The sequence below is a fragment of the Streptomyces sp. NPDC042100 genome, assembly GCF_055582325.1.
This window is the reverse complement of sequence record NZ_JBVJDK010000006.1, coordinates 204,404-223,654: the sequence shown is the minus strand read 5'-3', so window position 1 is coordinate 223,654 and position 19,251 is coordinate 204,404. Positions and strand designations below refer to the sequence as shown.

Below are 19,251 nucleotides of genomic sequence, written 5' to 3'. Positions count from 1 at the left end.
CCCGGGCCGGCCGAGGCCGGGGCGCTCCTCATCGCGGGCCCGGTCTCGGACCGGCCCGCCCCCGCGCCGGGTCGGGCGGACGGCCGCGCTCCCGCTCCGTGAGGCGGCGCAGCATCCCGCGCACCCGGTCACCGGCCTCGTCGGCGGCGTCGATCGCCTCTATGCACTGCCAGTAGAGCCCCTCCTCGTCCGTGGCGCAGGCCACTCCGACCAGGGCGAATCCCACCTCGCCGAGGAGCGCCGCGAGCGCCGTCAACGCGGCCCGCTCGTCCGCCACTTCGGTGAGCCGCGCGGCCCTCGGCACCCCGCCGCGCAGCGTGGGGTGGTCCACCGGACCGCGCCCCACCCCGATCTCGCTCAGTCCCCGCGCCTCGCTCCGCAGCTCCAGCAGTCCGCAGAGCAGCAGATGACTTCCTATCGCCTGGGCGAGCACTTGTGCCTGCCAGGCCTCCGCCACGATGTCCAGCGCCGTGCGGCTCTCGGCCAACGCGTGTCGACCGGTCGCGATGAGTCGCTCCGCTTCCATCAACGCCGCCCCCGTTCTTATGACTTACTGCCCATCAATTCATTACCCAGCGTGAGGCCGACTGAGCCCAAACACCAGGGGAATTCGGAAATCTGTGGACAGGTGGCTCGGTGGGGATAAGTCGATCACTCCGAAGAGTGACGATGAGTGTCGTTCTCGGCGCGGACCGGGAAGCGGAGCTCGTTCCGGTCGATCTTCGCCGCCAGCGCGGCGAGCGGATCGACCCCGAGCGCGGTGCAGAACTGGAGCAGATAGGCGAGGACGTCCGCCACCTCGTCGCCCACCCGGTGCGCGGTGTCCGGGTCCTCCATCACTCGCTCAGCCTGCTCGGGCGTCAACCACTGGAAGATCTCCAGGAGTTCGGACGCCTCGACGCTGAGCGCCGCCGCCAGGTTCTTGGGGTTGTGGTACGGCTGCCACCGCCGGGCGGCCGCGAAGTCGGCGAGGCGGCGCTGCAGGCCCGCTACATCTGGTTCGGTCACGTCCCCAGGTCTACCACCGTCACCCCCGGCCCCCAGTCTCCGCCCGCACCGCCCGCCTCGCCCGGCTCCCCCGCCTCGCCCGGGTCGCCCGGCCCCGCGCCCCACGCCGTCCCCACCGTGCCCACCAGCCGCATGTGCCCGTTGGCGCAGATCGAGGCCGCGAGCCCGAGCAGTTCGCGGAACTGGCGCGGGTCGAGCCCCCGGTCCAGGCCGTCGGCGAGGACCGTCAGCGTCCGCATCGCCTCGGGGACCTCGGCGAGCGGGTCCACCGCGAGCACCCCCGGGCCCGTGAGCAGGACGAGCGCGAGGGCCAGATAGCGCAGCTCGCCCTCCCCGAGCCGGCCCAGCGGGGTCGGGCCCCGTCCCGCGCCGCGCTCCAGCACCGCCTGCACCAGGCCCTCGGCGGGCTCGCGCAGCCCGAGCCCCGTGACCGGCCCCGCGCAGCCCGCGCCGGCCACCGCCGCGAACCGCGCGTGCCGGCGCGGGCACTCGGTGGCCGTGCGGTGCAGCACCTCGGCGAGGTTGCGGCAGTCGCGCCGCAGCCGGCCCTCGCCGACCGGGACCGGCGCCCGCATCCCCGCGGGCCTCGGGTCGCACGCGAACACCGACCGCAATCCCACCAGCACCTGTTCCGCGGCCGCCAGCACCTCCAGTTGCCCCTTGGTCTTGCCCGCGACCCGCAGCGGCAGCAGGGCGGTGCCGAGCAGGTCGTCGGGGAGCGGCCCCCGGGTGACCGGAGTGCTCCCCGCCGTGTGCCACTCGGCCTGCACCGTGCTGCGCTCCGGGTCGCGCAGGGCGGTGGCCAGGAGGGTGCGGCCGTTCGCGGTGAGCCGCTCGCCGACGATCCGCAGCCGGGGTTCCGCCTGGACGGCGACATCGAGCCGTACCGGGCCCGCCGACCCCTCGACCGTGCAGCCGATCCGGAAGCCCCGCCTTCCCTGCGCGTCGGGCCGTGCCCGCTCCGGGACCAGATCGGCCGCGTCCGGCAGCGCCTCGCCGAGCCCGGCGCCCGCCCCGAGCATCGCCAGCGCCTCGTACGCCCGCAGCGCGCTCGATTTCCCGCTGCCGCTGGGCCCCCGCAGCAAGGTCACGGGCCCGAGCGGCAGCACGGCCGCCCGGTGCACCGCGAACGCGGACAGCCGCAGCTCGGTGACGACCGGCCGCTGCTGCCCCCGCCCCCCGGAGACGGAAGCCGAGGCGGAGGCGGAGCCGGGAATGGGGCCCGGGTAGGGCGCCGGGTTCTGGAACGGCGGCGACGGGCGCCGGGCGGGCGCGAGGCCCCGGACCGGGGGACGACCGGAGGCCGGGGGCCGGCCACGACCGGAAGCCTGAGCGGGACCGGCGGGCGGGATCCTGCCGGGGGGCGGCACCAGTCCGGGGGGCGGGACCCGGCCAGGCGGCGGCACCCGGCCCGGCACTTGGGGCCGCCCGGGAGCCTGCGACCGGCCCTGAGCTTGGGCTTGGCGTGGAGCTTGGGCTTGGCCCGGAGCCTGAGCTTGGCGCTGAGGCTGGGTCCCGCCCGGAGCCTGGGCTTGGCCTGGAGCCTGGGTCTGGCCCGGGGTGCGAGTGCGTCCCCGGGTGCCGCCCTGGGCGGGGACGCTCGGGGCGGAGTCGGGGGCGTGCGCGGGGGCGCTCGGGGCGGAGCCGGAGACGGGGGCGGGGATGCTCAGGGTGGAGTCGGGGCCGGGGACGGGGACGCTCAGGGTGGAGTCGGGGCCGGGGACGGGCGCGCCGGAGCCCGAAGCGGGCTCGGCCCCGGGCCCGGAGGCGGCGCCGGAGCCGGAATCGGGCACCACACCCGGACCGGGCACCGCACCCGAACCGGGCGTCGCGCCCGCGCCGGAACCGGGTGCCGAAGGGCGTACGGGAACGTCCGGTTCGGCCCCGTCGAGCCCGCCGCCGGCCCCCTCCGTCCCAAGGGTCCCCGCCGCCCCGGCGTCGGGCCGATCCGGGCGGGTCGGGCCGGCGCCCTCGCAGGTGGGGGCGGGCGGGCAGGGGGACGTGCGGGCGGGGGCGGAGCCGCCGGTGGTGGTCATGATCGGACCGTACGCAGCGCTCCGCGTGACGAACCGTTACGTCTGAATGACCTTCCTACGAACGGGGGACCGTGACCCCGGTTCTGTCGACGTCCTCCACCGACTCCGCCTCCGCGCCCTCGACCTCCGTACCGGCCGGCGCGAGGAGGAAGACGTTCCGGTCGACCCGGTGCATCCCGCTGCCGAGGCCGAAGACCACGCCGCTGCTGAAGTCGAGGATCCGCTTGGCGACCTCGGTGTCGGCGCTCGTCAGATCGAGGAGGACCGGGATCTGGGCGATGAGGTACTCCGCGACCTCGCGGGCGTCGGCGAAGACCTGGACACGCAGCACGACCATGCGGCGCTGCTCGGCCGCTCCGTACTGCTCGGGGATCGTGTGGTGGTCGACCCTGGACGGCCATTCGTCACGGCCGCGCAGAGGCACGACCTGCGCGAGGCCCTCCCACTGCTCGTCGGTGACGTCGTACCTCTCGTACCTACTCATGGACCCATCCTCCCGTTACTCACCCGTTCGGCCCAACAGCGACACGAGCGGACTGGGCTCGTCTCACCCGGGCAGCCCCCACAAGATCACCCCTTGGCTCGCCGTGTCATCTCGGATCGGCCCGCCGTCCGCTTCTCGCCATCGCCGCACGCCTTCGCGCCGATCTCGCCGCCGCGTCCGCCGGTACGTGCCGTTCCGTCACCATCTCGACGGGATCGCTTGGTTGCCATGGCGCCGCGCCCCGGGGTATGAGAGCTCCCACGAGAAAAAATTCTCCAGAGACTGTTATTTTCCGTGACCGAGCGACTCCGGAGGGACACCGTGGCGAAGCAGGAGAGAGCGGTGAGGACACAGGAACGCTTCCTGGACGCGTCGGCCGAGGAATTCGCCCGGCACGGCTTCGCGGGGGCCAACCTGCAGCGCATATCCGTCCAGGCGGGGATGACCAAAGGCGCGCTGTACGGCCATTTCTCCTCGAAGGAGGCCCTGGCCGCCGTCTTCACCTCCGCCTTCGACGCCGGGTGGCGCGAGCTGTTCCGGACGATCGGCGAGTCCGATCCGCCGCTCGCCGTCCTGCACCGCGTCACGGTCGGCTTCGTCCACCGGATGCACACCGACCTCCGCTTCCGCGCGGGCCTGCGCCTCGCGTACGAGGAGGCCTCCGCGCGCGACACCGCCCCGCAGGCGGTCACGGACCTGACGGTCGAGCTCACCCGGCTCGTCACCGCCGCCCAGGACCGGGCGGAACTCGCCGCGACCCACAGCCCCGAGGTCCTCGGCTCGATGTTCCTGTCCCTGATGCTCGGCATGGGCTACACCGCGCCGACCGACGCCTCCCCCGCCCACAGCACCCGGCAGGTCTGTCAGGTCTGGCAGTTGCTGGAGGCCGGGGAGAAGGCCGGCGGGAGGGCCGCGTAGAGAGCCGCGTAAGCGTCGGCCCGGAAGCCGGCCAGAGGTCCACGTCATGGTCCGCGTAGAGGCCCACCCCCGGGCACCGGCGAGTTCGAGCCGGGGTTCGTGCCGGCGAGCGGGCGGCGCGCGGAGGTGCCGGGCGCGGGCGGGCCGCCCATGGGATGGGGTCTCAGCGGGCACGCGTCCGGGCCCAACTCGACTGTCTCGCGCGCCCGTCCGGAGCCGCTTCCCCCGATGTGGGAGCGGCCGCCGCGAGCGCGGCGCGGCGCGCGCGGTGCGCCCTTCGGTTTTCGGCCACCCTCCCGTACGATTCCTTCCCGGCGGTACGAAACGGGGATCAGTGGGGCCGCGGGAATGGGACGGGGCATGGCAGCCAACTCGGGCGACATCTTCAGCGTTTCGGCTCCCGCCGTCACCAAGGAGCTGAAGCAGGAGCGCGCGGTACGGACACGGGAACGGGTGCTCGCCTCGGCCGCCTCCGCCTTCGCCGCCAAGGGGTATCCGGCGGTGACCATCCTGGACGTGGCCCAGTCGGCCGGCATGACCAAGGGCGCCGTCTACTTTCACTACGAGAACAAGGACGCGCTGGCCGTCGCGGTGACCGAGCTCTTCAACCGCCGGATCGGCGAGATCGCCCGTACCGTCGAGGAGTTGGGCCTTCCGCCGGTCAGCGCCGTCGCCGAGCTGCTGATCCGCACCGCCGTCGCCTTCCGTGACGAGACCGCGCTCCAGGCCGGGGCCCGGCTACAGCTGGAACGCCAGCTGATCGGCGCCCAGATCCCGCTCCCGTACGAGGGGTACACGGACCTCATCACCTCCTGGCTCGCCAAGGAGACCGCGGGCGACGGGGCCGACCCCCCCGGCGCCCTCACCGCGTCCACCAATCTCGCGACCGTCCTCGTCTCCGCCTTCTTCGGGGCGCAGCACATCTCCTGGGTCCTCAACAACCGTGCCGACCTGCCGGAACGCACGATCGCGGTGGTGCGGGCGATCATCCCGTGCGCCGAGGAGGACATCGAACTCTGCCCGTCCGCGCCGCGCGGCTGATCGCCCCGCCCGCGTCACACCTCACACCCCAGACCTCAGACCCCAGACCCCACACCGCACACCCCACACCGCACACGTCACCGCGTGCCCGTCGGCAGGGCGGTCGGTCCTTCCGTCAGTCCGCCGGTCCGTCCGTGACCGGCTGGTCCAGGGGCCAGTTCAGTTCCTCCCCGGCCCGTGCCACGGCCTCGTACGCGGTCAGTCCGGCGCCCCTGGCGAACGCGGCCTCGTACCCGGCCCCGCCCAGCGCCACCCCGGCCGCCCGCGCGACGCGGTCCACGTCGCCCCGCTCGGCGGGCGGCAGCGGGGCTCCCACGCCCCGGCGCGCCGCGTCCGCCGCGCCCAGCAGCAGCGCGGCGACCGCCGGGCCCCGGGCGCCCCCGGCCGGCAGTGCCGCGCCCGCCAGGCCCTCCAACGACAGCGCCAGCGCGCGCGGTTCGTCGAGCGCCCGGGCGACGGACCAGCCGCGCAGGTGGTGCGCGGCGGCCCCCGCCGCGTCGCCGCGCAGTTCGGCCAGGAAGCCGAGCTCGGCGAAGAGCAGGTGGTCACCCGCCGCCGAGGACAGCTCGGCGTAACCGTCCCGGATGCGCAGCAGGTGGGTCTCGGCTGCGCCGAGGTCGCCGGAGCGGCGGGCGCCGAGCGCCAGGCCCATCTCGGAGTGGATCTCGCCGTATTTGTAACCCTGTTCGGCGGCGATCCGGCGGGCCTGCTCGTGCAGATCGCGGCCCCGGTCCCAGTCGTGGTCCAGCAGGGCGAGCCGGCCGAGCCCGGACAGCCGGGCCGACACCTCCGCCTCAAGACCCAACTCCCTCGCGATGAGGAGCCCTTCGCGCTGGCGACGGGTCGCGTCGGCGTAGTCACCCTTGATCTCGGCGAGCGACGCGAGCGGGGAAACCGTCTGCAACTCGCCCCAGCGATCGCCCAGTTCACGGAAGAGCTCGGCGCTGCGCAGCCCGTCGCGGCCGAGCCCCGCCAGATCGCCGCCCGCCATGGCGAGCGTGGCGCGCAGCCCGAGCGCGGCGGCGGTGCCCCACCCTTCGCCCGCCGCGTCGAACAGGCCGAGCGCCCGGGTGTTCAGCGCCGCGCTCTCGGCGGGGTCACCGACGCTGAACAGGCCGTACGCGCACAGCCACAGCGCCCGCGCCCGCCGTACGGGGTCGGGCACGCCGTCGGCGGTCGCGACCGCGTCGGCGAGCGCGCACGCCTCCGCGTGGTCGCCGGTGAGCAGCGCGAAGGCGCCGTGAAGGAGGGCGAGTTCCGGATCCGCCGGACGGTCGTCGGGTGCGGTGGCGAGCACCGCCGCCAGACTGCGGCGCCCCTCGGCGAGCCGCCCGCGCAGCAGCCACCACCAGGCCAGCGCGGTGGCGAGACGGACGGCCTCGGAGGACCAACCCCCGGGTGTCGCGGGAGGGGCCTCGGGGGATGCCTGCCCCCCTGCGACGGAGCGTCGTATCGCCTCGTCCAGGGCGGCGCGCAGGTTGCCCGCGTCCGCGTCCAGGCGGGCCAGCCAGGTGCGCTGGCCCGCGCCGCGCAGCCGGGGCTCCGCGCGTTCGGCCAGAGCGAGGTAGTGGCGGAGGTGCCGGTCGCGTACGGCCGCCAGGTCCGCCATCTCGTGCAGCCGCTCGGTCGCGTACGCCGCCACCGACTCCAGCAGGCGGTAGCGCCGCCCGGTCGGCCCGTCCACCACGCCGACGAGCGACCGGTCCACCAGGCGCGTCACCAGGTCGAGGATCTCCTCGCGGGTCACCCCGTCCCCGGCGCAGGTCGCCTCCGCCGCGTCCAGGTCGCAGCCGTCGCTGTGCACCGCGAGCCGCCGCAGCACGATGCGCTCGGGGGCGCTCAGCAGCTCCCAGCTCCAGTCGATGACCGCCCGCAGGGTCTGCTGGCGCTCCGGGACACCACGCCGACGGGAGTTCAGGACCCGGAACCGGTCACCGAGCCGCGCCGCCAACTCCCGTACCCCCAGCGCTCGTACGCGAGTGGCGGCGAGTTCGAGGGCGAGCGGGATGCCGTCCAGGCGGCGGCAGATCTCGGCCACGGCCTCGCGGTCGGCGGCCGCGACGGCGGCCGGGTCGCGCGGGAAGCCGGGGTCGCGGTCGGAGGCCCGCTCGCTGAACAGGCGCACCGCGTCCGCCGTCCCCAGCGGCTCCACCGGGAACACCGCCTCCCCCGCCAGCCCCAGCGGTTCCTGGCTGGTGGCGAGGACCCGCAGGCCCGGTGCCGTCCGCAGCAGCAGCTCCGCGAGCTCCACCGCCGCGTCCACCACGTGCTCGCAGTTGTCCAGGACCAGCAGGCTGCGCCGGTCCCGCAGCGCCGCCGCGAGCCGGTGCGCGGGCGAGGGCGCGCCCGCGGCGCCCGCGCCGGTGCCGGGCAGCGCCGCCGGGGCGTCGTCGCGGATGCCGAGGGTGGCGGCGACGACCTGCGCCAGGTCGGCGGCCGTGCCGCCGCGTACACCCGCGAACTCCACGAGCCATACGCCGTCGCCGAGTTCGGCCCGCTCCGGCCGCCCGGCCAGTTCCTCGGCCGCCGCCACGGCGAGCCGCGTCTTGCCGACGCCGCCGGCCCCGGTGAGCGTCACCAGCCGGGTGCCGCCGAGCAGACCCGTCACCTGGGCGACGGCCTCCTCGCGCCCGATGAGGTGGGTGAGGGGGACGGGGAGATTGGAGGGAGTCGGGGTGGGGGTGGGGGTGGGGGCGTCGGGTGCCGTGGGCCCTGCGAGGGAGGCCGGGTGAGACGAGCGGGGCGAGTGGCCCGTGTAGAGCCCATGGCCCGCGTGGGTCGCATCGCTCGCGTGGGTCGCGGACGACTGGGCCGGTGCGGCGGACCGCTCCTCCCCTGGCGCCCCCAGCGTCCCCAGCGCCCCTGGCGTCCCCGACGCCCCCGCGCCCGCCTCCGACGCCTCCCCCAGGCGCGGGTCCTGGCGCAGAACGGCCTGGTGGAGGGCGGTCAGGGCGGGGCCCGGGTCGACGCCGAGCTCGTCGGCGAGACGGGCGCGCAGGTCCTCGTAGGTGGCCAGCGCGTCGCTCTGCCGGCCCGCCAGGTAGAGGGCCCGCATCTGGACCGCGCGGAGGCGCTCCCGCAGCGGGTGCCGGTCGACGAGGGCCGCGAGCTCCCCGGCCAGCAGCACGTGGTCACCGGCCAGGAGCCGGGCCTCCGCCTGCTCCTCCAGCACCGACAGGCGCTGCTCGGCCAGGCGCTGGGCAGCCCCCCGTGCGAAATCCTCGTCGGCGAAGTCCGCGTACGCGGGCCCCCGCCACAGGTCGAGGGCGTCGGTCAGCAGCGCGGCCCGCCCGCGCGGGTCCCGTACGGTGCGGGCCTCTGCCACCAGGGCGCGGAAGCGGTCGGCGTCCACCTCGTGGGCCGCGCGGTCGAGGCGCAGCCGGTAGCCGGGCGCCTGGTGGACCACCCGGTCGCGCCCGATGACCCGCCGGAGCTGGGACACCTTGGCCTGGAGGGCGCCCGTGGGCTTGCCGGGCGGTTCGTCGCCCCACAGGTCCTGCACGAGGCGGTCGACGGAGACCGGGTCCCCGTCGTGGGCGAGGAGGTCGGCGAGCAGGGCACGGACCTTGACCTCGGGGACCGTGACCGCCGCGCCCTCGTCGTCCCACACCACGAGCGGTCCCAGTACCCCAAAGCGCATGTCGGCCACCGTACCCCGCCCCCGCCTCGGCACACGCGCGTCAGCCGACCGTCAGCGCATCCGAAGCGTCCCCGAAGCGGCCGGGCGCACAGTCGGGGAGAACCATCACCCGGCGGCGGAGAGGAGCGGCGGTCATGACCAGGTACGCGGGCAGGAGGGCCGTCGTGGTCGGCCAGGACACCGGGATCGGCCTGGCCATCGCGAAGCGGCTGGTGGAGGGCGGGGCGCGCGTGCTGCTGACCGCCCGCACAGCGGCCGACGGCGCCCACGCCCGCTCCGAACTCGGCTCGGCGGCCCACGTCGTCGAGAGCCCGGACGGCTCGTACGACGCGGCCGGTCGGCCGGACGGCCTCGACGGCCTCGACGGCCCGGATCTGCTCTTCGCGGACGCCGTCGCGACCGCCCGGCCCCTCCTGCCGCTGCTGCGGGACGGCGGCGCCGTGGTGCTGACCGCGCCCGCCCCGTCCCCGGAGGCCGTACGGGCGCTCGCCGCCGAGCTCGCGCCGCGCGGCATCCGGGTCAACGCGGTCGCCCCGGGCTGTATCGAGGCGGCGCCGCCCGTCGCCCCGCCGCCGCTGCCGCCGCTCGGCCGGCTCGGCTCCGCCGAGGAGGTCGCGCGTGCCGCGCTCTTCCTCGCCACGGACGCGACCTTCACGACCGGCGCCCACCTGCCCGTGGACGGCGGCCTCGGCCCGGCCTAGGCCACACGGAATCCGTCAAGTCCCGCCCGAGCCCGCGCCTTTCTCTTTCGACCCCGTACCCATACCGATCTCCATCCCCATCCCTGTCTTTCACTCCCACTCCCACCCCCACCCCCGTCTTTCTCTTTCACTCCCACCCCCATCCCCACCCCCGTCTTTCTCTCTCGTCCCCGTCCCCCTTCCTTCCTCCCTCCGGAGCACACCAGATGAGCACCTCACCCGACACCACCGCCGCTCCCGCGTCGCCACCGGCGGCGGCGGGCGGGGGTGACGAGCCGCAGAAGCTGCCGCTCTTCGCCCTGCTCGCCCTCGCGACCGCCGTCTTCATCACCAGCCTCACCGAGACCCTGCCCGCCGGTCTGCTGCCCGCGATGAGCAAGGACCTGGCCGTCAGCGAGTCCGCGACCGGCCAGACGGTCACCATCTACGCGCTCGGCACCGCGCTCACCGCGATCCCGCTCACCGCCGCGACCGCCCGCTGGCGCCGCAAGCGCCTGCTGCTCGCGTCGATGGCCGGTTTCGCCGTGGCCAACACGGTCACCGCCGTCTCCTCGGTCTACGAGGTGACGATGGTCGCGCGCTTCGTCGCCGGTGTGGCCGCCGGTCTCGCCTGGGCGCTGCTCGCCGGTTACGCGCGGCGCATGTCGCCCGTCCACCTCCAGGGCAAGGCGATCGCCATCGCCATGGCGGGCATTCCCGTCGCGCTCTCGCTCGGCGTGCCCGCGGGCACCTTCCTCGGCTCGCAGCTCGGCTGGCGGGTCGCCTTCTTCGCGATGACCGGACTCACCGTCCTCCTGCTCGTGTGGATCAGCGCCGCCGTGCCGGACTACCCGGGCCAGGAGGCGGGCGAGCGCCCGAAGATGCTGCGGGCGCTGAAGGTGCCGGGCGTGAACCCCGTCCTGTTCGTGACGCTCGTGTTCGTACTCGCGCACACCATCCTGTACGCGTACATCGCCACGTTCCTCGACGACGTGGGCCTCGGCGGCAGCACCGACCTCGTCCTCCTCGTCTTCGGCGGCGCGTCGCTCGCCAGCATCTGGATCGTCGGCGCGCAGATCCACCGCCGGCTGCGCGCGCTCACGGTCGCCAGCACCCTGCTCGTCGCCCTGGCGGCGGCGCTGCTCGCGGTGCTCTCGGACAACACCGCGCTCGTCTACGTCGCCGCCGCCCTGTGGGGCCTCGGCTGGGGCGGGGTGCCGACGCTGCTCCAGACGGCCGTCGCCGACGCGGGCGGCGAACAGGCCGACTCGGCGCAGGCGATGCTCGTCACGCTGTGGAACGTCGCCATGGCCGGCGGCGGCATCATCGGCGGCGTCCTGCTGGACGCGGTCGGCAGCGACTCCTTCCCGTGGACCGTGCTGCTGCTCCTGGCGCCGGTGCTGGTGGTCGTCCTGGCCGCCCGCGCCCACGGCTTCCCGGGCCAGCGCCCCACCACCTGACCGGGTCCCGCGCAGTACCAGGAGGTACCGCCGGACCGGCCAGACCCGCCGGACCCGTACGCCACCGACCGGAGCGGCCGGCACCCCGACCGCTCCCGAGCAGCCGCCGAAGGCACACCTTCCCCCGGGCCTTCGGCGGCTCCCCGGTGTGACGGGGACGCCCCGTCACACCGGGGTGTCCCCGCCCGCCGGGGTGTCCCGGCGCCCCGTCCGTCGATTGTTCACGAGCTGTTGACACGTGCGCCCGAACACGTGTCCCGACCCCGCCGGAACGCCCCGGACCGCGGCCCGCGCCCTGGCCGTGTGACCAGCGGGCGCAAGCCCGAGGGGTGCTTTTCACGCCGTTCTCCGGCCCCCGGCCGCACACCGCCGCGCGGTGCCGGGAGGGGGTCCCGCACGCCCCCGAACAGGGGGCGTTTCCGCAGGTCAGAGGGCGAATGAGCAAAGTCGCCGAGTGGCCCGTGAAATTTTCCTTCGAGACGGTATTTTTGAGCTTCGTACGGCACGCGGAGCACCGACTGGGGTGCGCGCGAAGGAGTACGAGGGGGCGTAGCGTCACATGTCGTCAAGCACGTCGACCACGACCGGCACGGCACGCGCGACCGCGGGGTACGAGGACACCCACCTGCACGCGTTCCTGGAGGAGATCTTCCGACCCCTCCACCGAGCGGAGCAACGCCGCTGGGCCCGTGCCTATCTACGAGGCCTGCTCCATGTCTCCGGCCGGAAGACGCCCCGGAGCATGGCCCGCACCGAGCGCTTACCGCCGGCCGCGGCGCACAGCCTGCACCAGTTCATCAACACCAGCACCTGGGACTGGGAGCCGGTGCGCCGCAGACTCGCGCTCCGTGTCGCTGCGGGCGCCGCTCCCTACGCCTGGACCGCCACGGAGCTCCTCATCCCCAAACGCGGGGAACACTCGGTCGGAGTGCACCGCCGGGTCGACGCCGAGACCGGCCGCACCGTCAACGGCCAGCGCGCGGTGGGGCTGTTCCTGGTCACCGACGCGCACTGCTTCCCGGTCGACTGGAGCCTCGTGCTCGACGGGCCGTGGGGCTGGGACCAGGAGCGCCGGCTGCGGGCGCGGATACCGGACGAGGAGACGGCCCGCTCGGTGGGCGCCTGCGTGCTCGACTACGCGGCGGGCGCCGCTGCCCAGCCCCGGCTGCCCCGGCTGCCGTGGGTGCTCGACCTGACCCGCAGCGAGGACGCGAGCGGGGTGCTCGCCGGGCTGGCCCGGCACCGCGCGGACATCCTGTGCGAGGTGAATCCCGGCCAGGTGGTGATCGGCGGGCGCCGCACCCCGACCGTGACGACCGTGGGCGTCCTGATGGACGAACGCAACGCGCGCCAGCCGTATGCGCTGACCCGTCAGGCGGCCATGCTCGACACCGTCCCCGTGACCGTCCCGGCCGCCGTCCCCGTCCCCACCGCCCTGTCGGGTCCCGTCCCGCTCGCCGACCCGCGCTATCGCGGCGGCGCGCGGGCGCCCCTCTACACGTACGCCGGTACGGTGCGGCTCCCGCTGCGCACGGTCGGCGCCGACGGCGCGCAGCGCGGCTACCGGCTGCTCGAACTCCCCGACCCGGACGGGCTGCGGCCCGCCCGGTACTGGATCACCAGCCTCGCCGACCGGCGGGTGGACCGGATCCTGGCGCTGATGCGCAGCCGCGCCACCATCCGGTCGACGGTCACCGCGCTCCAGGAACGCTTCGGCGCGCTGGACTTCGAGGGGCGCTCCTATCCCGGCTGGCACCACCACATGACGATGACGTCCGCCGCCTACGCCTACCAGCACCTGCGCCGGCGCGGCAGCGCCCCCGTACCGCCGTTCCGCGGCCCCGCCCCGGTGCCGGCCCGGGCCGCGGGCTGACGAGAAGGGCCCGCGACGATGAGAAACGTACTCGTGGTGGAACGGGAAGCCTCCTCCGCCGCGTCACTCGTGCGCGATCTGCGCCGCCAGGGCTTCGCCGCCCGCAGCGTGGACAGCGGGGCACACGCCCTGCGCACCTACCGCGACGCCGACCTCGTGCTGCTGTCGCTCGAACTGCCCGACGTCGACGGCATCGAGGTCTGCCGCAATCTGCGGGCCGAGAGCGATGTCCCGCTGATCGCCTTCACCCGCAGCGACGACGAATTGGAACGGGTCCTCGCCCTGAAGGCGGGCGCGGACGACTGTGTCGCGCAGACCTGGGGTTTCCGGGAGATCGCGGCCCGTGTGGAGGCCGTTCTCCGCCGGGCCCGGAGACCTCATTCGGCGATTCCCGAGGAGATCTTCCTCGGCCCGCTGCACATCGATCCACGGGCCCGGGAAGTGCGGCTCGAAGACCGGCTCGTCGATATCACCTCGAAGGAATTCGAGCTGCTTTACGTACTCGCCTCGCATTCCGAGACCGTGATCTCCCGCAAGGAACTCATGGCGAAGGTGTGGGGCAGCGAATGGGCCACCACGAGCCGCACGATAGACACCCATGTGAGCACCCTGCGCGCGAAACTCGGCTGTAGCCGCTGGATCATCACGGTCCGCGGAGTCGGCTACCGGATGGGGCACCACAAGGCCTACGCCCGGCTGCCGGAGACCACGGCGGGCTGACACCCGGAGACCGGGCAGAGCGAGGGCGGGGGCGAGGGCACACGCGGAGACGGGGGCGGGGCGGAGAACGGGGGCGGGCCGCATACCGGTCCGCCCCCGACCGCCCGCCTCCCCCGCGTCAGCCCCCGCCCCGTCTCCCCCGCGTCAGCGCGCGCCCGCCGCCGCGACCTCCACCTGCGCGGCCAGCCGCCGCACCAGCGGATGCGCCTCGGCGGCCCCCGCGCCCCCGCCCGCCCGCAGCGCCCACCACGCGGACGCCAGGTTCGAGGAGAGCAGCGGGCGGCCGGCGGTGTCCGGGCGGGCGGCGAGCTCCGTCAGGGCGGCCAGCGTGCCCATGCCCGTACCGGTGAAGAGCAGCGCCGAGCCCTCGGGCAGCTTGTGTTCCCGCAGGTGGAGGCGTATCCGCTCGCCGATGCGCTCGGCGGTGACCTCGTACGGGTCGAAGTGCTCGGCGCCCTCGGGTGTCCGCCCCGCCGGGACCAGGACGACGTCGTCGACGGTGAGCCCGGCCCGCTCCCAGAAGGTCCGCGAGACCTCCGTCAGCCACGGCTGGTACGGGGAGACGAGCGTCAGCCGGCGCACGCCGAGCGCCTCGCACGCGGCCAGGATCGCCTGCGTCGAGGAGCGGACGGGGAAGCCTGCCTCCCGCGAGAGCTCCTCACACAGGGCGAGGTCCCCGTCCGGGTCCAAGAGGTAGTGGGAGGCGCTGCACGCCACGACGGCGGCGTCCAGGCGCATGGCGCCGAAGCCGCCGAGCGTCTCGGGCAGCACCCGGTTGTAGGTCTCCAGCATCTCCTTGAGCCCGACACCCGGAGTGGTGGGGAACCGGGCCGTGTAGACGTGCATTCCGGCTCCCAGCAGCCGGTTGAACTCCGGTTCCGCCGTGGGGTTCTCCGGCGGGACGACGACACCGAGTCGGGGCAGCGAGAAAAGGTCCATGGCCCGCACAGTAGGGCGCGCCCCGCGCGTCCGGCAGCGGAAGGCCGGCGAAAACACACCCCGCTCACAACGGCCTTGCACGCCCTGTCGTTCCTGACACTGCCTGACATTCCCCTACAGAGCCCTGACCCGATTCCCCTTGTTTCTTACATGCGGCCGATGGAGTGTGGTGATCACAAGCCGCCAGTCCCCCAGGTCCCGTAAATCCGGGAACCCCCGACAAGGAGTGAGGAAATGGCAGCAGGAGAAAGGCCGGAGGCGCCCCAGCACCTCCCCCGCGTATCCGATGCGACGTTGCGGGATTCGGCGCACATGGCGGGCGTCGAGTTCGGCCCCGAGGACGCCGCGGCCATCGCCGGCCTGCTCGTGCGGACCGGTGTCGAGCTGGTCGAGGTCGGCATGGTGTCCGGCCCCGGCTCGAAGGACGCCGACCTGGTGCTCGCCACCCACGAGGCCGTGACGCCCGAGCGCAGCATGACGCTCGTCGTGGTGCGGGACCGCCAGCAGGTCGGGCGGGCCCTGGACGAGGCCGAGCGGCTGGGCGTGCGCCACATCATGTACTCGATCCCGACCTCCGAGCAGCACGCGAAGCTGAAGCTGGGCTCGCCGAGCGCCAAGTTCCTCCAGACGCTGGCCCGTTCGGCGATCACCCAGGCCAAGGAGCGCGGCTTCCACGTCACCTTCAGCGGCGAGGACGGGGCCCGGACCCCGCGCGAGCGGCTGGTCCCGTACGTCACGGCGGGCTTCGAGGCGGGCGCCGACCGCTTCCGGCTGGCCGAGACCGTCGCGTACCTCTCGCCCTGGCAGATGGAGGAGGTGATCGGCGACCTCACCGAGATCGACGGGTCCGAGATCGAGATCCACTCCCACAACATGCTGGGCATGGCCGTCGCCAACTCCCTCGCCGCCGTCCGGGCGGGCGCCCAGTGGATCTCGGCGACCGTCGGCGGCATCGGCGAGCGCGGCGGCAACGCGCCGCTCGCCGAGCTGCTCACCTCGCTGCGGGTCATCCACGGCGACACCCGCTTCGACCTGACCCACCTCACCGAGCTGTCCCGGATCGCCCTCAGGGGCGCGGGGCTCGGCGAGGCGTTCCAGTCCGGGCCGACCACCTCGCACGCCTTCGCGTACGAGCTCCCCGGTCAGCTCACCCACCCCGAGGCCTACGAGACGCTGCCCGCCGAACTGGTCGGCAACTCGCGCGAGTTGCTGGTCCGCACCCGGCTCACGCCCGCGCTCGTGAAGTGGGCGCTGGACGGCTCCGGCGTGTTCGTCGACGTGGAGGCCTTCACCCCCTGGCTCACCGAGCGCCAGGAGCGCGGGGGCGCCCCGCTGCTCGACCGGGACGCGATCCGCAAGGCCGCGATCGACTTCCAGTCGGCGGCCTGAGCCTGCCCGCTCCCACGATCGCCTTCCGTTCCCTTCCGTTCCCTTCACCTCATCTCACATCAACCTCACCTCACCTCAACCTCACCTGAACCGAAAGGCAGTTCACCCATGCCCACCGCCACCCTCACCGGCGTCTGCCCCGAGTGCGAGACCGACCTGACCGTGCCCCCGATCGGCGAGGGAGAGACCCTCTCCTGCCCCGAGTGCATGCTGACGCTGCGCGTGGAGGCCGTCCAGGACGGCACGCTCACGCTGGAGATGGTCGAGGTGCAGCTGCGCGACTGGGGTCAGTGAGATGGCCCGTCGCATCGCGATCGTCGCCGACCGGATCAGCTGGGAGGAACGCAAGCTGATCCAGGCCGGCCCGGACTTCGGCCTGACCGTCGAATGGGTCAACGACGAGTCTCTCGCCCTCGGCCACGAGGACGCCCCCTCCCTCCAGGGCTTCGACGCCCTGCTCGTCCGCAGCCGCAGCTACACCCGCGGCGGCCTCGTCGCCACGCTCGCCGAGGCCGCCGGGGCGCGGGTGCTGAACTCCGCGCGGGCCATCCACGTCTGCGAGAACAAGGCGGCCCTGCGCGCCGAGCTGCGCAGGGCCGGGGTCCCGGTGCCGGACTTCCGGCTCGTGCTCTCCCGCAAGGACTTCGAGCGGGCCGTCGCCGAGCTGTCGACGCCCGTGGTCCTGAAGCCGATCTTCGGCGGCATGGGCAAGCGCGTCACGCTCGTCCGGGACGCCGACCTCGCCCACTCGGTGTACGACTACGTCGAGGACCTCGGCCACGCCTTCGAGCAGGCCTGCCTGGTCGAGCCGTACATCGGCGGCGGCACCTCGGTGCGCTGCCTGGTCGTCGGCCACGAGGTGGTCGGCGCGGCCGAGTTCGAGAGTGCGGGCACCGACTGGCGCAACAACGCGGCGCTCGGCAACAGCAGCCGCGCCGTGGCCCACGACCCGGACGTCCTGAAGATCGTGGACGGGGTGGTGGGTGAACTCGGCCCCGGCATCTACGGGGTCGACCTGTTCCGCACACCCGACGGCTACGTCGTCAACGAGGTCAACCACGCCCCCGGTTTCCGGGCGGTGGCCTCCGCGACCGGCGCGGACATCCCGGCCGCCGTCGGCCGCTACCTCCAGGAGCTGCTCGCATGACGCGCACCACCCGCCCGATCCGCGCGGGCGTCGTCGGCGCCTCGGGACTCGCCGGCGGCGAACTCATCCGGCTGATCACCCAGCACCCCGACCTGGAGCTCGCCTTCCTCGGCGGCTCCTCCAACGCGGGCCGCCGCCCGTCCGAGCTCCACCCCGGGCTGCGGCTCGACTTCGGCGGACTGACCGTCCGCCCGGTCACCGCCGAGAACGTCGACGAGCTCGCCGACACCCTCGACGTGGTCTTCCTCGCCACCCCGGCGCCGGTCTCCGCCGAGCTCTCGGCGCTGCTCGCCGACCGGGTCCCGGCCGTCATCGACCTCAGCGGGGCCTTCCGCATCCGGACGCCCGAGCTGCACGACCGCTGGTACCCGAAGGTCAGCCGCAGCGCCGAGCTCGCCGAGCGCTTCGTCTACGGCGTGCCCGAGCTGGTCGGGGAGCGGCTGGCCGACGCGCCGCTGATCTCGCTGCCCGGCTGCTACGCCACCTCCATCACCCTGGGCCTGGCCCCGCTCACCCTGGGCCTCGGCCTCGACCTGAAGACGGTCGTGGTGGACGGCAAGAGCGGCTCCAGCGGCGGCGGGCTCCAGCTCCGCACGGCGGACCTGCACCCCTTCCGCAACGGCGCCATCGCCCCGTACGCCCCGACCGGGCACCGGCACGCGGGCGAGGTCAAGGACTTCCTGGTCCGGAGCAAGCCCGGCTCGATCGGCTCGCTGAGCATGTCCGCGTACGGCGTCTCGCACGTCCGCGGGCTGCTGACCAGCAGTTACGTGTTCACGGACGAGCCCGTGTCCCAGCGCGAGCTCCAGCGGGCGTATCTGCGCTTCTACAAGGAGCACCGCTTCGTCCGGGTCCGCCGGCACAACGAGACGCTGATCCCGGTGCCGGACCCGCAGGCCGTGCTCGGCTCCAACTTCTGCGACGTCACCGTCCTGTACGACGAGGACGACGGCCGGATCGTCGTGCTCTCGGCGCTGGACAACCTGGTCAAGGGCGCGGCCGGCCAGGCCGTGCAGGCGGCGAACCTGCGGTTCGGGCTGCCCGAGGAGACGGGGCTGACGATGCAGCCGGTGTTGCCCGTATGAGCGCCGTTCCGAAGCCGCCGGCCCCGTCCGGCGCGCCCGTCCCCACCGTCGTCAAGCTCGGCGGGAGCTGCCTCGACGACCTGTCCGGCGCCTGGTGGGACGACCTCGCCGCGTACGGCGCCACGCATCCCCTGGTCCTCGTGCACGGCTGGTCCAAGCCGCTCAAGCGGCTCCGCCCGCGCTACAGCGAGCCGTCCGCGGTGCTCCGCGACCGCTACGGCAACCAGAGCCGCTGGACCACCCCCGAGGTGATCGAGGACATCAAGACGGTCAGCGCCGAGCTGGCCGAGGAGGTCTTCGCCCGGCTCGCCGCCCGAGGCATCGGCGGCGAGCGGCTGCTCGGCTCCGACGGCCTGGTCGCCGCGGGCGAGGCCGAGCGCTGGTGGTGGCGGGACAAGCAGCTCGTCGAGCTGGAGAACCTGGTCGGGCCGATCACCGGCGTCGACCCGGCGCTCCTGAAGGACCTGCGGCCCGGCCACGCCCACCTGGTCACCCCGCTGGCCCGCGACGCCGCCGGGCGCGAGGTCAACACCGACGCCGACCGGGCCGCCGCCGCCCTCGCCGCGGCGACCGGCGCGACCGACCTGGTCCTGGTCACCGATGTCGCCCATCTGCTGATCGACGGCGAGCCGGTGTCCCGGATCGACGCGCGGGCCGCCGCCGCGTTCCGCGACAAGGGCGCCACCGGCGGGATGCGGAAGAAGCTGCGGGCCGCCGGCGAGGCCCTGGACGGCGGGGTGGAGCGGGTCGTCATCGGCGCCGCCTCCGTCAGCGAGCTGCTCGCCGGGCGCACCGGCACCGTCATCACCCGAAGCTGAGGAGCGAAGGCAC

General features: G+C 74.3%; 17 protein-coding genes. 11 read left to right on the top strand and 6 right to left on the bottom strand.

The window, feature by feature from the left end; all coding sequences use genetic code 11:
• Nucleotides 1-28 precede the first annotated feature (28 nt).
• The 4 genes from ACZ6J5_RS15790 to ACZ6J5_RS15775 all read right to left on the bottom strand — a co-directional run bounded on the left by ACZ6J5_RS15790 (nt 29) and on the right by ACZ6J5_RS15775 (nt 3,528).
• Nucleotides 29-526 carry a DUF6099 family protein gene (locus tag ACZ6J5_RS15790; RefSeq protein WP_469391701.1) on the bottom strand — a complete coding sequence of 166 codons (498 nt, stop codon included), beginning with the start codon at nt 524-526 and terminating at the stop codon, nt 29-31.
• A gap of 125 nt (nt 527-651) precedes the next feature.
• Complete coding sequence (locus ACZ6J5_RS15785; RefSeq protein WP_469391700.1) at nt 652-1,008, bottom strand: nucleotide pyrophosphohydrolase; 357 nt, start codon at nt 1,006-1,008, stop codon at nt 652-654.
• Nucleotides 1,005-2,225 carry an AAA family ATPase gene (locus ACZ6J5_RS15780; RefSeq protein WP_469392154.1) on the bottom strand — a complete coding sequence of 407 codons (1,221 nt, stop codon included), beginning with the start codon at nt 2,223-2,225 and terminating at the stop codon, nt 1,005-1,007. Before ACZ6J5_RS15780 ends, ACZ6J5_RS15785 begins: the two co-directional genes overlap by 4 nt.
• 874 nt (nt 2,226-3,099) lie before the next feature.
• Nucleotides 3,100-3,528: a cell division protein SepF gene (locus ACZ6J5_RS15775; protein WP_469391698.1), complete on the bottom strand. Its 429-nt coding sequence runs from the start codon at nt 3,526-3,528 to the stop codon at nt 3,100-3,102.
• Nucleotides 3,529-3,870: 342 nt separating this feature from the next.
• On the opposite strand from ACZ6J5_RS15775, the gene ACZ6J5_RS15770 reads away from it, so the two are divergent.
• Together ACZ6J5_RS15770 and ACZ6J5_RS15765 are read left to right on the top strand one after the other, a co-directional pair.
• Nucleotides 3,871-4,446 (top strand): TetR family transcriptional regulator, encoded by a 576-nt coding sequence (locus tag ACZ6J5_RS15770; protein WP_469391696.1) that lies wholly within the window; start codon nt 3,871-3,873, stop codon nt 4,444-4,446.
• Between the two features lie 360 nt (nt 4,447-4,806).
• Nucleotides 4,807-5,487: a ScbR family autoregulator-binding transcription factor gene (locus ACZ6J5_RS15765; RefSeq protein ID WP_469391694.1), complete on the top strand. Its 681-nt coding sequence runs from the start codon at nt 4,807-4,809 to the stop codon at nt 5,485-5,487.
• A gap of 115 nt (nt 5,488-5,602) precedes the next feature.
• Here the strand turns inward: ACZ6J5_RS15765 and ACZ6J5_RS15760 are convergent, their stop codons facing one another.
• Nucleotides 5,603-9,127: an AfsR/SARP family transcriptional regulator gene (locus tag ACZ6J5_RS15760; protein ID WP_469391692.1), complete on the bottom strand. Its 3,525-nt coding sequence runs from the start codon at nt 9,125-9,127 to the stop codon at nt 5,603-5,605.
• Nucleotides 9,128-9,261: 134 nt separating this feature from the next.
• Between ACZ6J5_RS15760 and ACZ6J5_RS15755 the strand changes: the two genes are divergently transcribed.
• From ACZ6J5_RS15755 to ACZ6J5_RS15740, 4 genes are all read left to right on the top strand, one after another.
• Entirely contained in the window at nt 9,262-9,828 is a 567-nt protein-coding gene (locus tag ACZ6J5_RS15755; protein ID WP_469391690.1) for an SDR family NAD(P)-dependent oxidoreductase, read from the top strand.
• A gap of 206 nt (nt 9,829-10,034) precedes the next feature.
• A complete protein-coding gene (locus ACZ6J5_RS15750; protein WP_469391688.1) occupies nt 10,035-11,267 on the top strand; it encodes an MFS transporter in 1,233 nt (410 codons plus the stop codon).
• Between the two features lie 559 nt (nt 11,268-11,826).
• Nucleotides 11,827-13,140 (top strand): IS701 family transposase, encoded by a 1,314-nt coding sequence (locus ACZ6J5_RS15745; protein ID WP_469391686.1) that lies wholly within the window; start codon nt 11,827-11,829, stop codon nt 13,138-13,140.
• A gap of 18 nt (nt 13,141-13,158) precedes the next feature.
• Nucleotides 13,159-13,860, top strand: a complete 702-nt coding sequence (locus ACZ6J5_RS15740; protein ID WP_469391684.1) for a response regulator transcription factor — start codon at nt 13,159-13,161, stop codon at nt 13,858-13,860.
• 144 nt (nt 13,861-14,004) lie between these two features.
• Here the strand turns inward: ACZ6J5_RS15740 and ACZ6J5_RS15735 are convergent, their stop codons facing one another.
• The gene (locus ACZ6J5_RS15735) at nt 14,005-14,799 is read right to left on the bottom strand and encodes a maleate cis-trans isomerase family protein (protein WP_469391683.1); all 795 of its coding nucleotides are present in this window, start codon (nt 14,797-14,799) and stop codon (nt 14,005-14,007) included.
• A 234-nt stretch (nt 14,800-15,033) separates the two neighbouring features.
• Here ACZ6J5_RS15735 and ACZ6J5_RS15730 point away from each other — a divergent pair, with 234 nt between their 5' ends.
• The 5 genes from ACZ6J5_RS15730 to ACZ6J5_RS15710 all read left to right on the top strand — a co-directional run bounded on the left by ACZ6J5_RS15730 (nt 15,034) and on the right by ACZ6J5_RS15710 (nt 19,238).
• Nucleotides 15,034-16,188 (top strand): isopropylmalate synthase, encoded by a 1,155-nt coding sequence (locus ACZ6J5_RS15730; RefSeq protein WP_469391681.1) that lies wholly within the window; start codon nt 15,034-15,036, stop codon nt 16,186-16,188.
• A 108-nt stretch (nt 16,189-16,296) separates the two neighbouring features.
• On the top strand, nt 16,297-16,482 hold the full coding sequence (locus ACZ6J5_RS15725; protein ID WP_046912295.1) for a lysine biosynthesis protein LysW: 186 nt from the start codon (nt 16,297-16,299) through the stop codon (nt 16,480-16,482).
• Nucleotide 16,483: 1 nt separating this feature from the next.
• Nucleotides 16,484-17,335 (top strand): ATP-grasp domain-containing protein, encoded by an 852-nt coding sequence (locus tag ACZ6J5_RS15720; protein WP_469391679.1) that lies wholly within the window; start codon nt 16,484-16,486, stop codon nt 17,333-17,335.
• Complete coding sequence (gene argC, locus ACZ6J5_RS15715; RefSeq protein WP_469391677.1) at nt 17,332-18,420, top strand: N-acetyl-gamma-glutamyl-phosphate reductase; 1,089 nt, start codon at nt 17,332-17,334, stop codon at nt 18,418-18,420. Before ACZ6J5_RS15720 ends, argC begins: the two co-directional genes overlap by 4 nt.
• The gene (locus tag ACZ6J5_RS15710) at nt 18,417-19,238 is read left to right on the top strand and encodes an amino acid kinase family protein (protein ID WP_469391675.1); all 822 of its coding nucleotides are present in this window, start codon (nt 18,417-18,419) and stop codon (nt 19,236-19,238) included. Before argC ends, ACZ6J5_RS15710 begins: the two co-directional genes overlap by 4 nt.
• Nucleotides 19,239-19,251 lie beyond the last annotated feature (13 nt).

Bases quoted from the DNA above. Each gene is read 5' to 3' on its own strand.
- ACZ6J5_RS15760 (WP_469391692.1), bottom strand. From the start codon at position 9,127: ATGCGCTTTGGGGTACTGGGACCGCTCGTGGTGTGGGACGACGAGGGC.
- ACZ6J5_RS15730 (WP_469391681.1), top strand. From the start codon at position 15,034: ATGGCAGCAGGAGAAAGGCCGGAGGCGCCCCAGCACCTCCCCCGCGTA.
- argC (WP_469391677.1), top strand. From the start codon at position 17,332: ATGACGCGCACCACCCGCCCGATCCGCGCGGGCGTCGTCGGCGCCTCG.
- ACZ6J5_RS15765 (WP_469391694.1), top strand. From the start codon at position 4,807: ATGGCAGCCAACTCGGGCGACATCTTCAGCGTTTCGGCTCCCGCCGTC.
- ACZ6J5_RS15720 (WP_469391679.1), top strand. From the start codon at position 16,484: ATGGCCCGTCGCATCGCGATCGTCGCCGACCGGATCAGCTGGGAGGAA.
- ACZ6J5_RS15750 (WP_469391688.1), top strand. From the start codon at position 10,035: ATGAGCACCTCACCCGACACCACCGCCGCTCCCGCGTCGCCACCGGCG.
- ACZ6J5_RS15710 (WP_469391675.1), top strand. From the start codon at position 18,417: ATGAGCGCCGTTCCGAAGCCGCCGGCCCCGTCCGGCGCGCCCGTCCCC.
- ACZ6J5_RS15775 (WP_469391698.1), bottom strand. From the start codon at position 3,528: ATGAGTAGGTACGAGAGGTACGACGTCACCGACGAGCAGTGGGAGGGC.
- ACZ6J5_RS15725 (WP_046912295.1), top strand. From the start codon at position 16,297: ATGCCCACCGCCACCCTCACCGGCGTCTGCCCCGAGTGCGAGACCGAC.
- ACZ6J5_RS15745 (WP_469391686.1), top strand. From the start codon at position 11,827: ATGTCGTCAAGCACGTCGACCACGACCGGCACGGCACGCGCGACCGCG.
- ACZ6J5_RS15790 (WP_469391701.1), bottom strand. From the start codon at position 526: ATGGAAGCGGAGCGACTCATCGCGACCGGTCGACACGCGTTGGCCGAG.
- ACZ6J5_RS15740 (WP_469391684.1), top strand. From the start codon at position 13,159: ATGAGAAACGTACTCGTGGTGGAACGGGAAGCCTCCTCCGCCGCGTCA.
- ACZ6J5_RS15755 (WP_469391690.1), top strand. From the start codon at position 9,262: ATGACCAGGTACGCGGGCAGGAGGGCCGTCGTGGTCGGCCAGGACACC.
- ACZ6J5_RS15735 (WP_469391683.1), bottom strand. From the start codon at position 14,799: ATGGACCTTTTCTCGCTGCCCCGACTCGGTGTCGTCGTCCCGCCGGAG.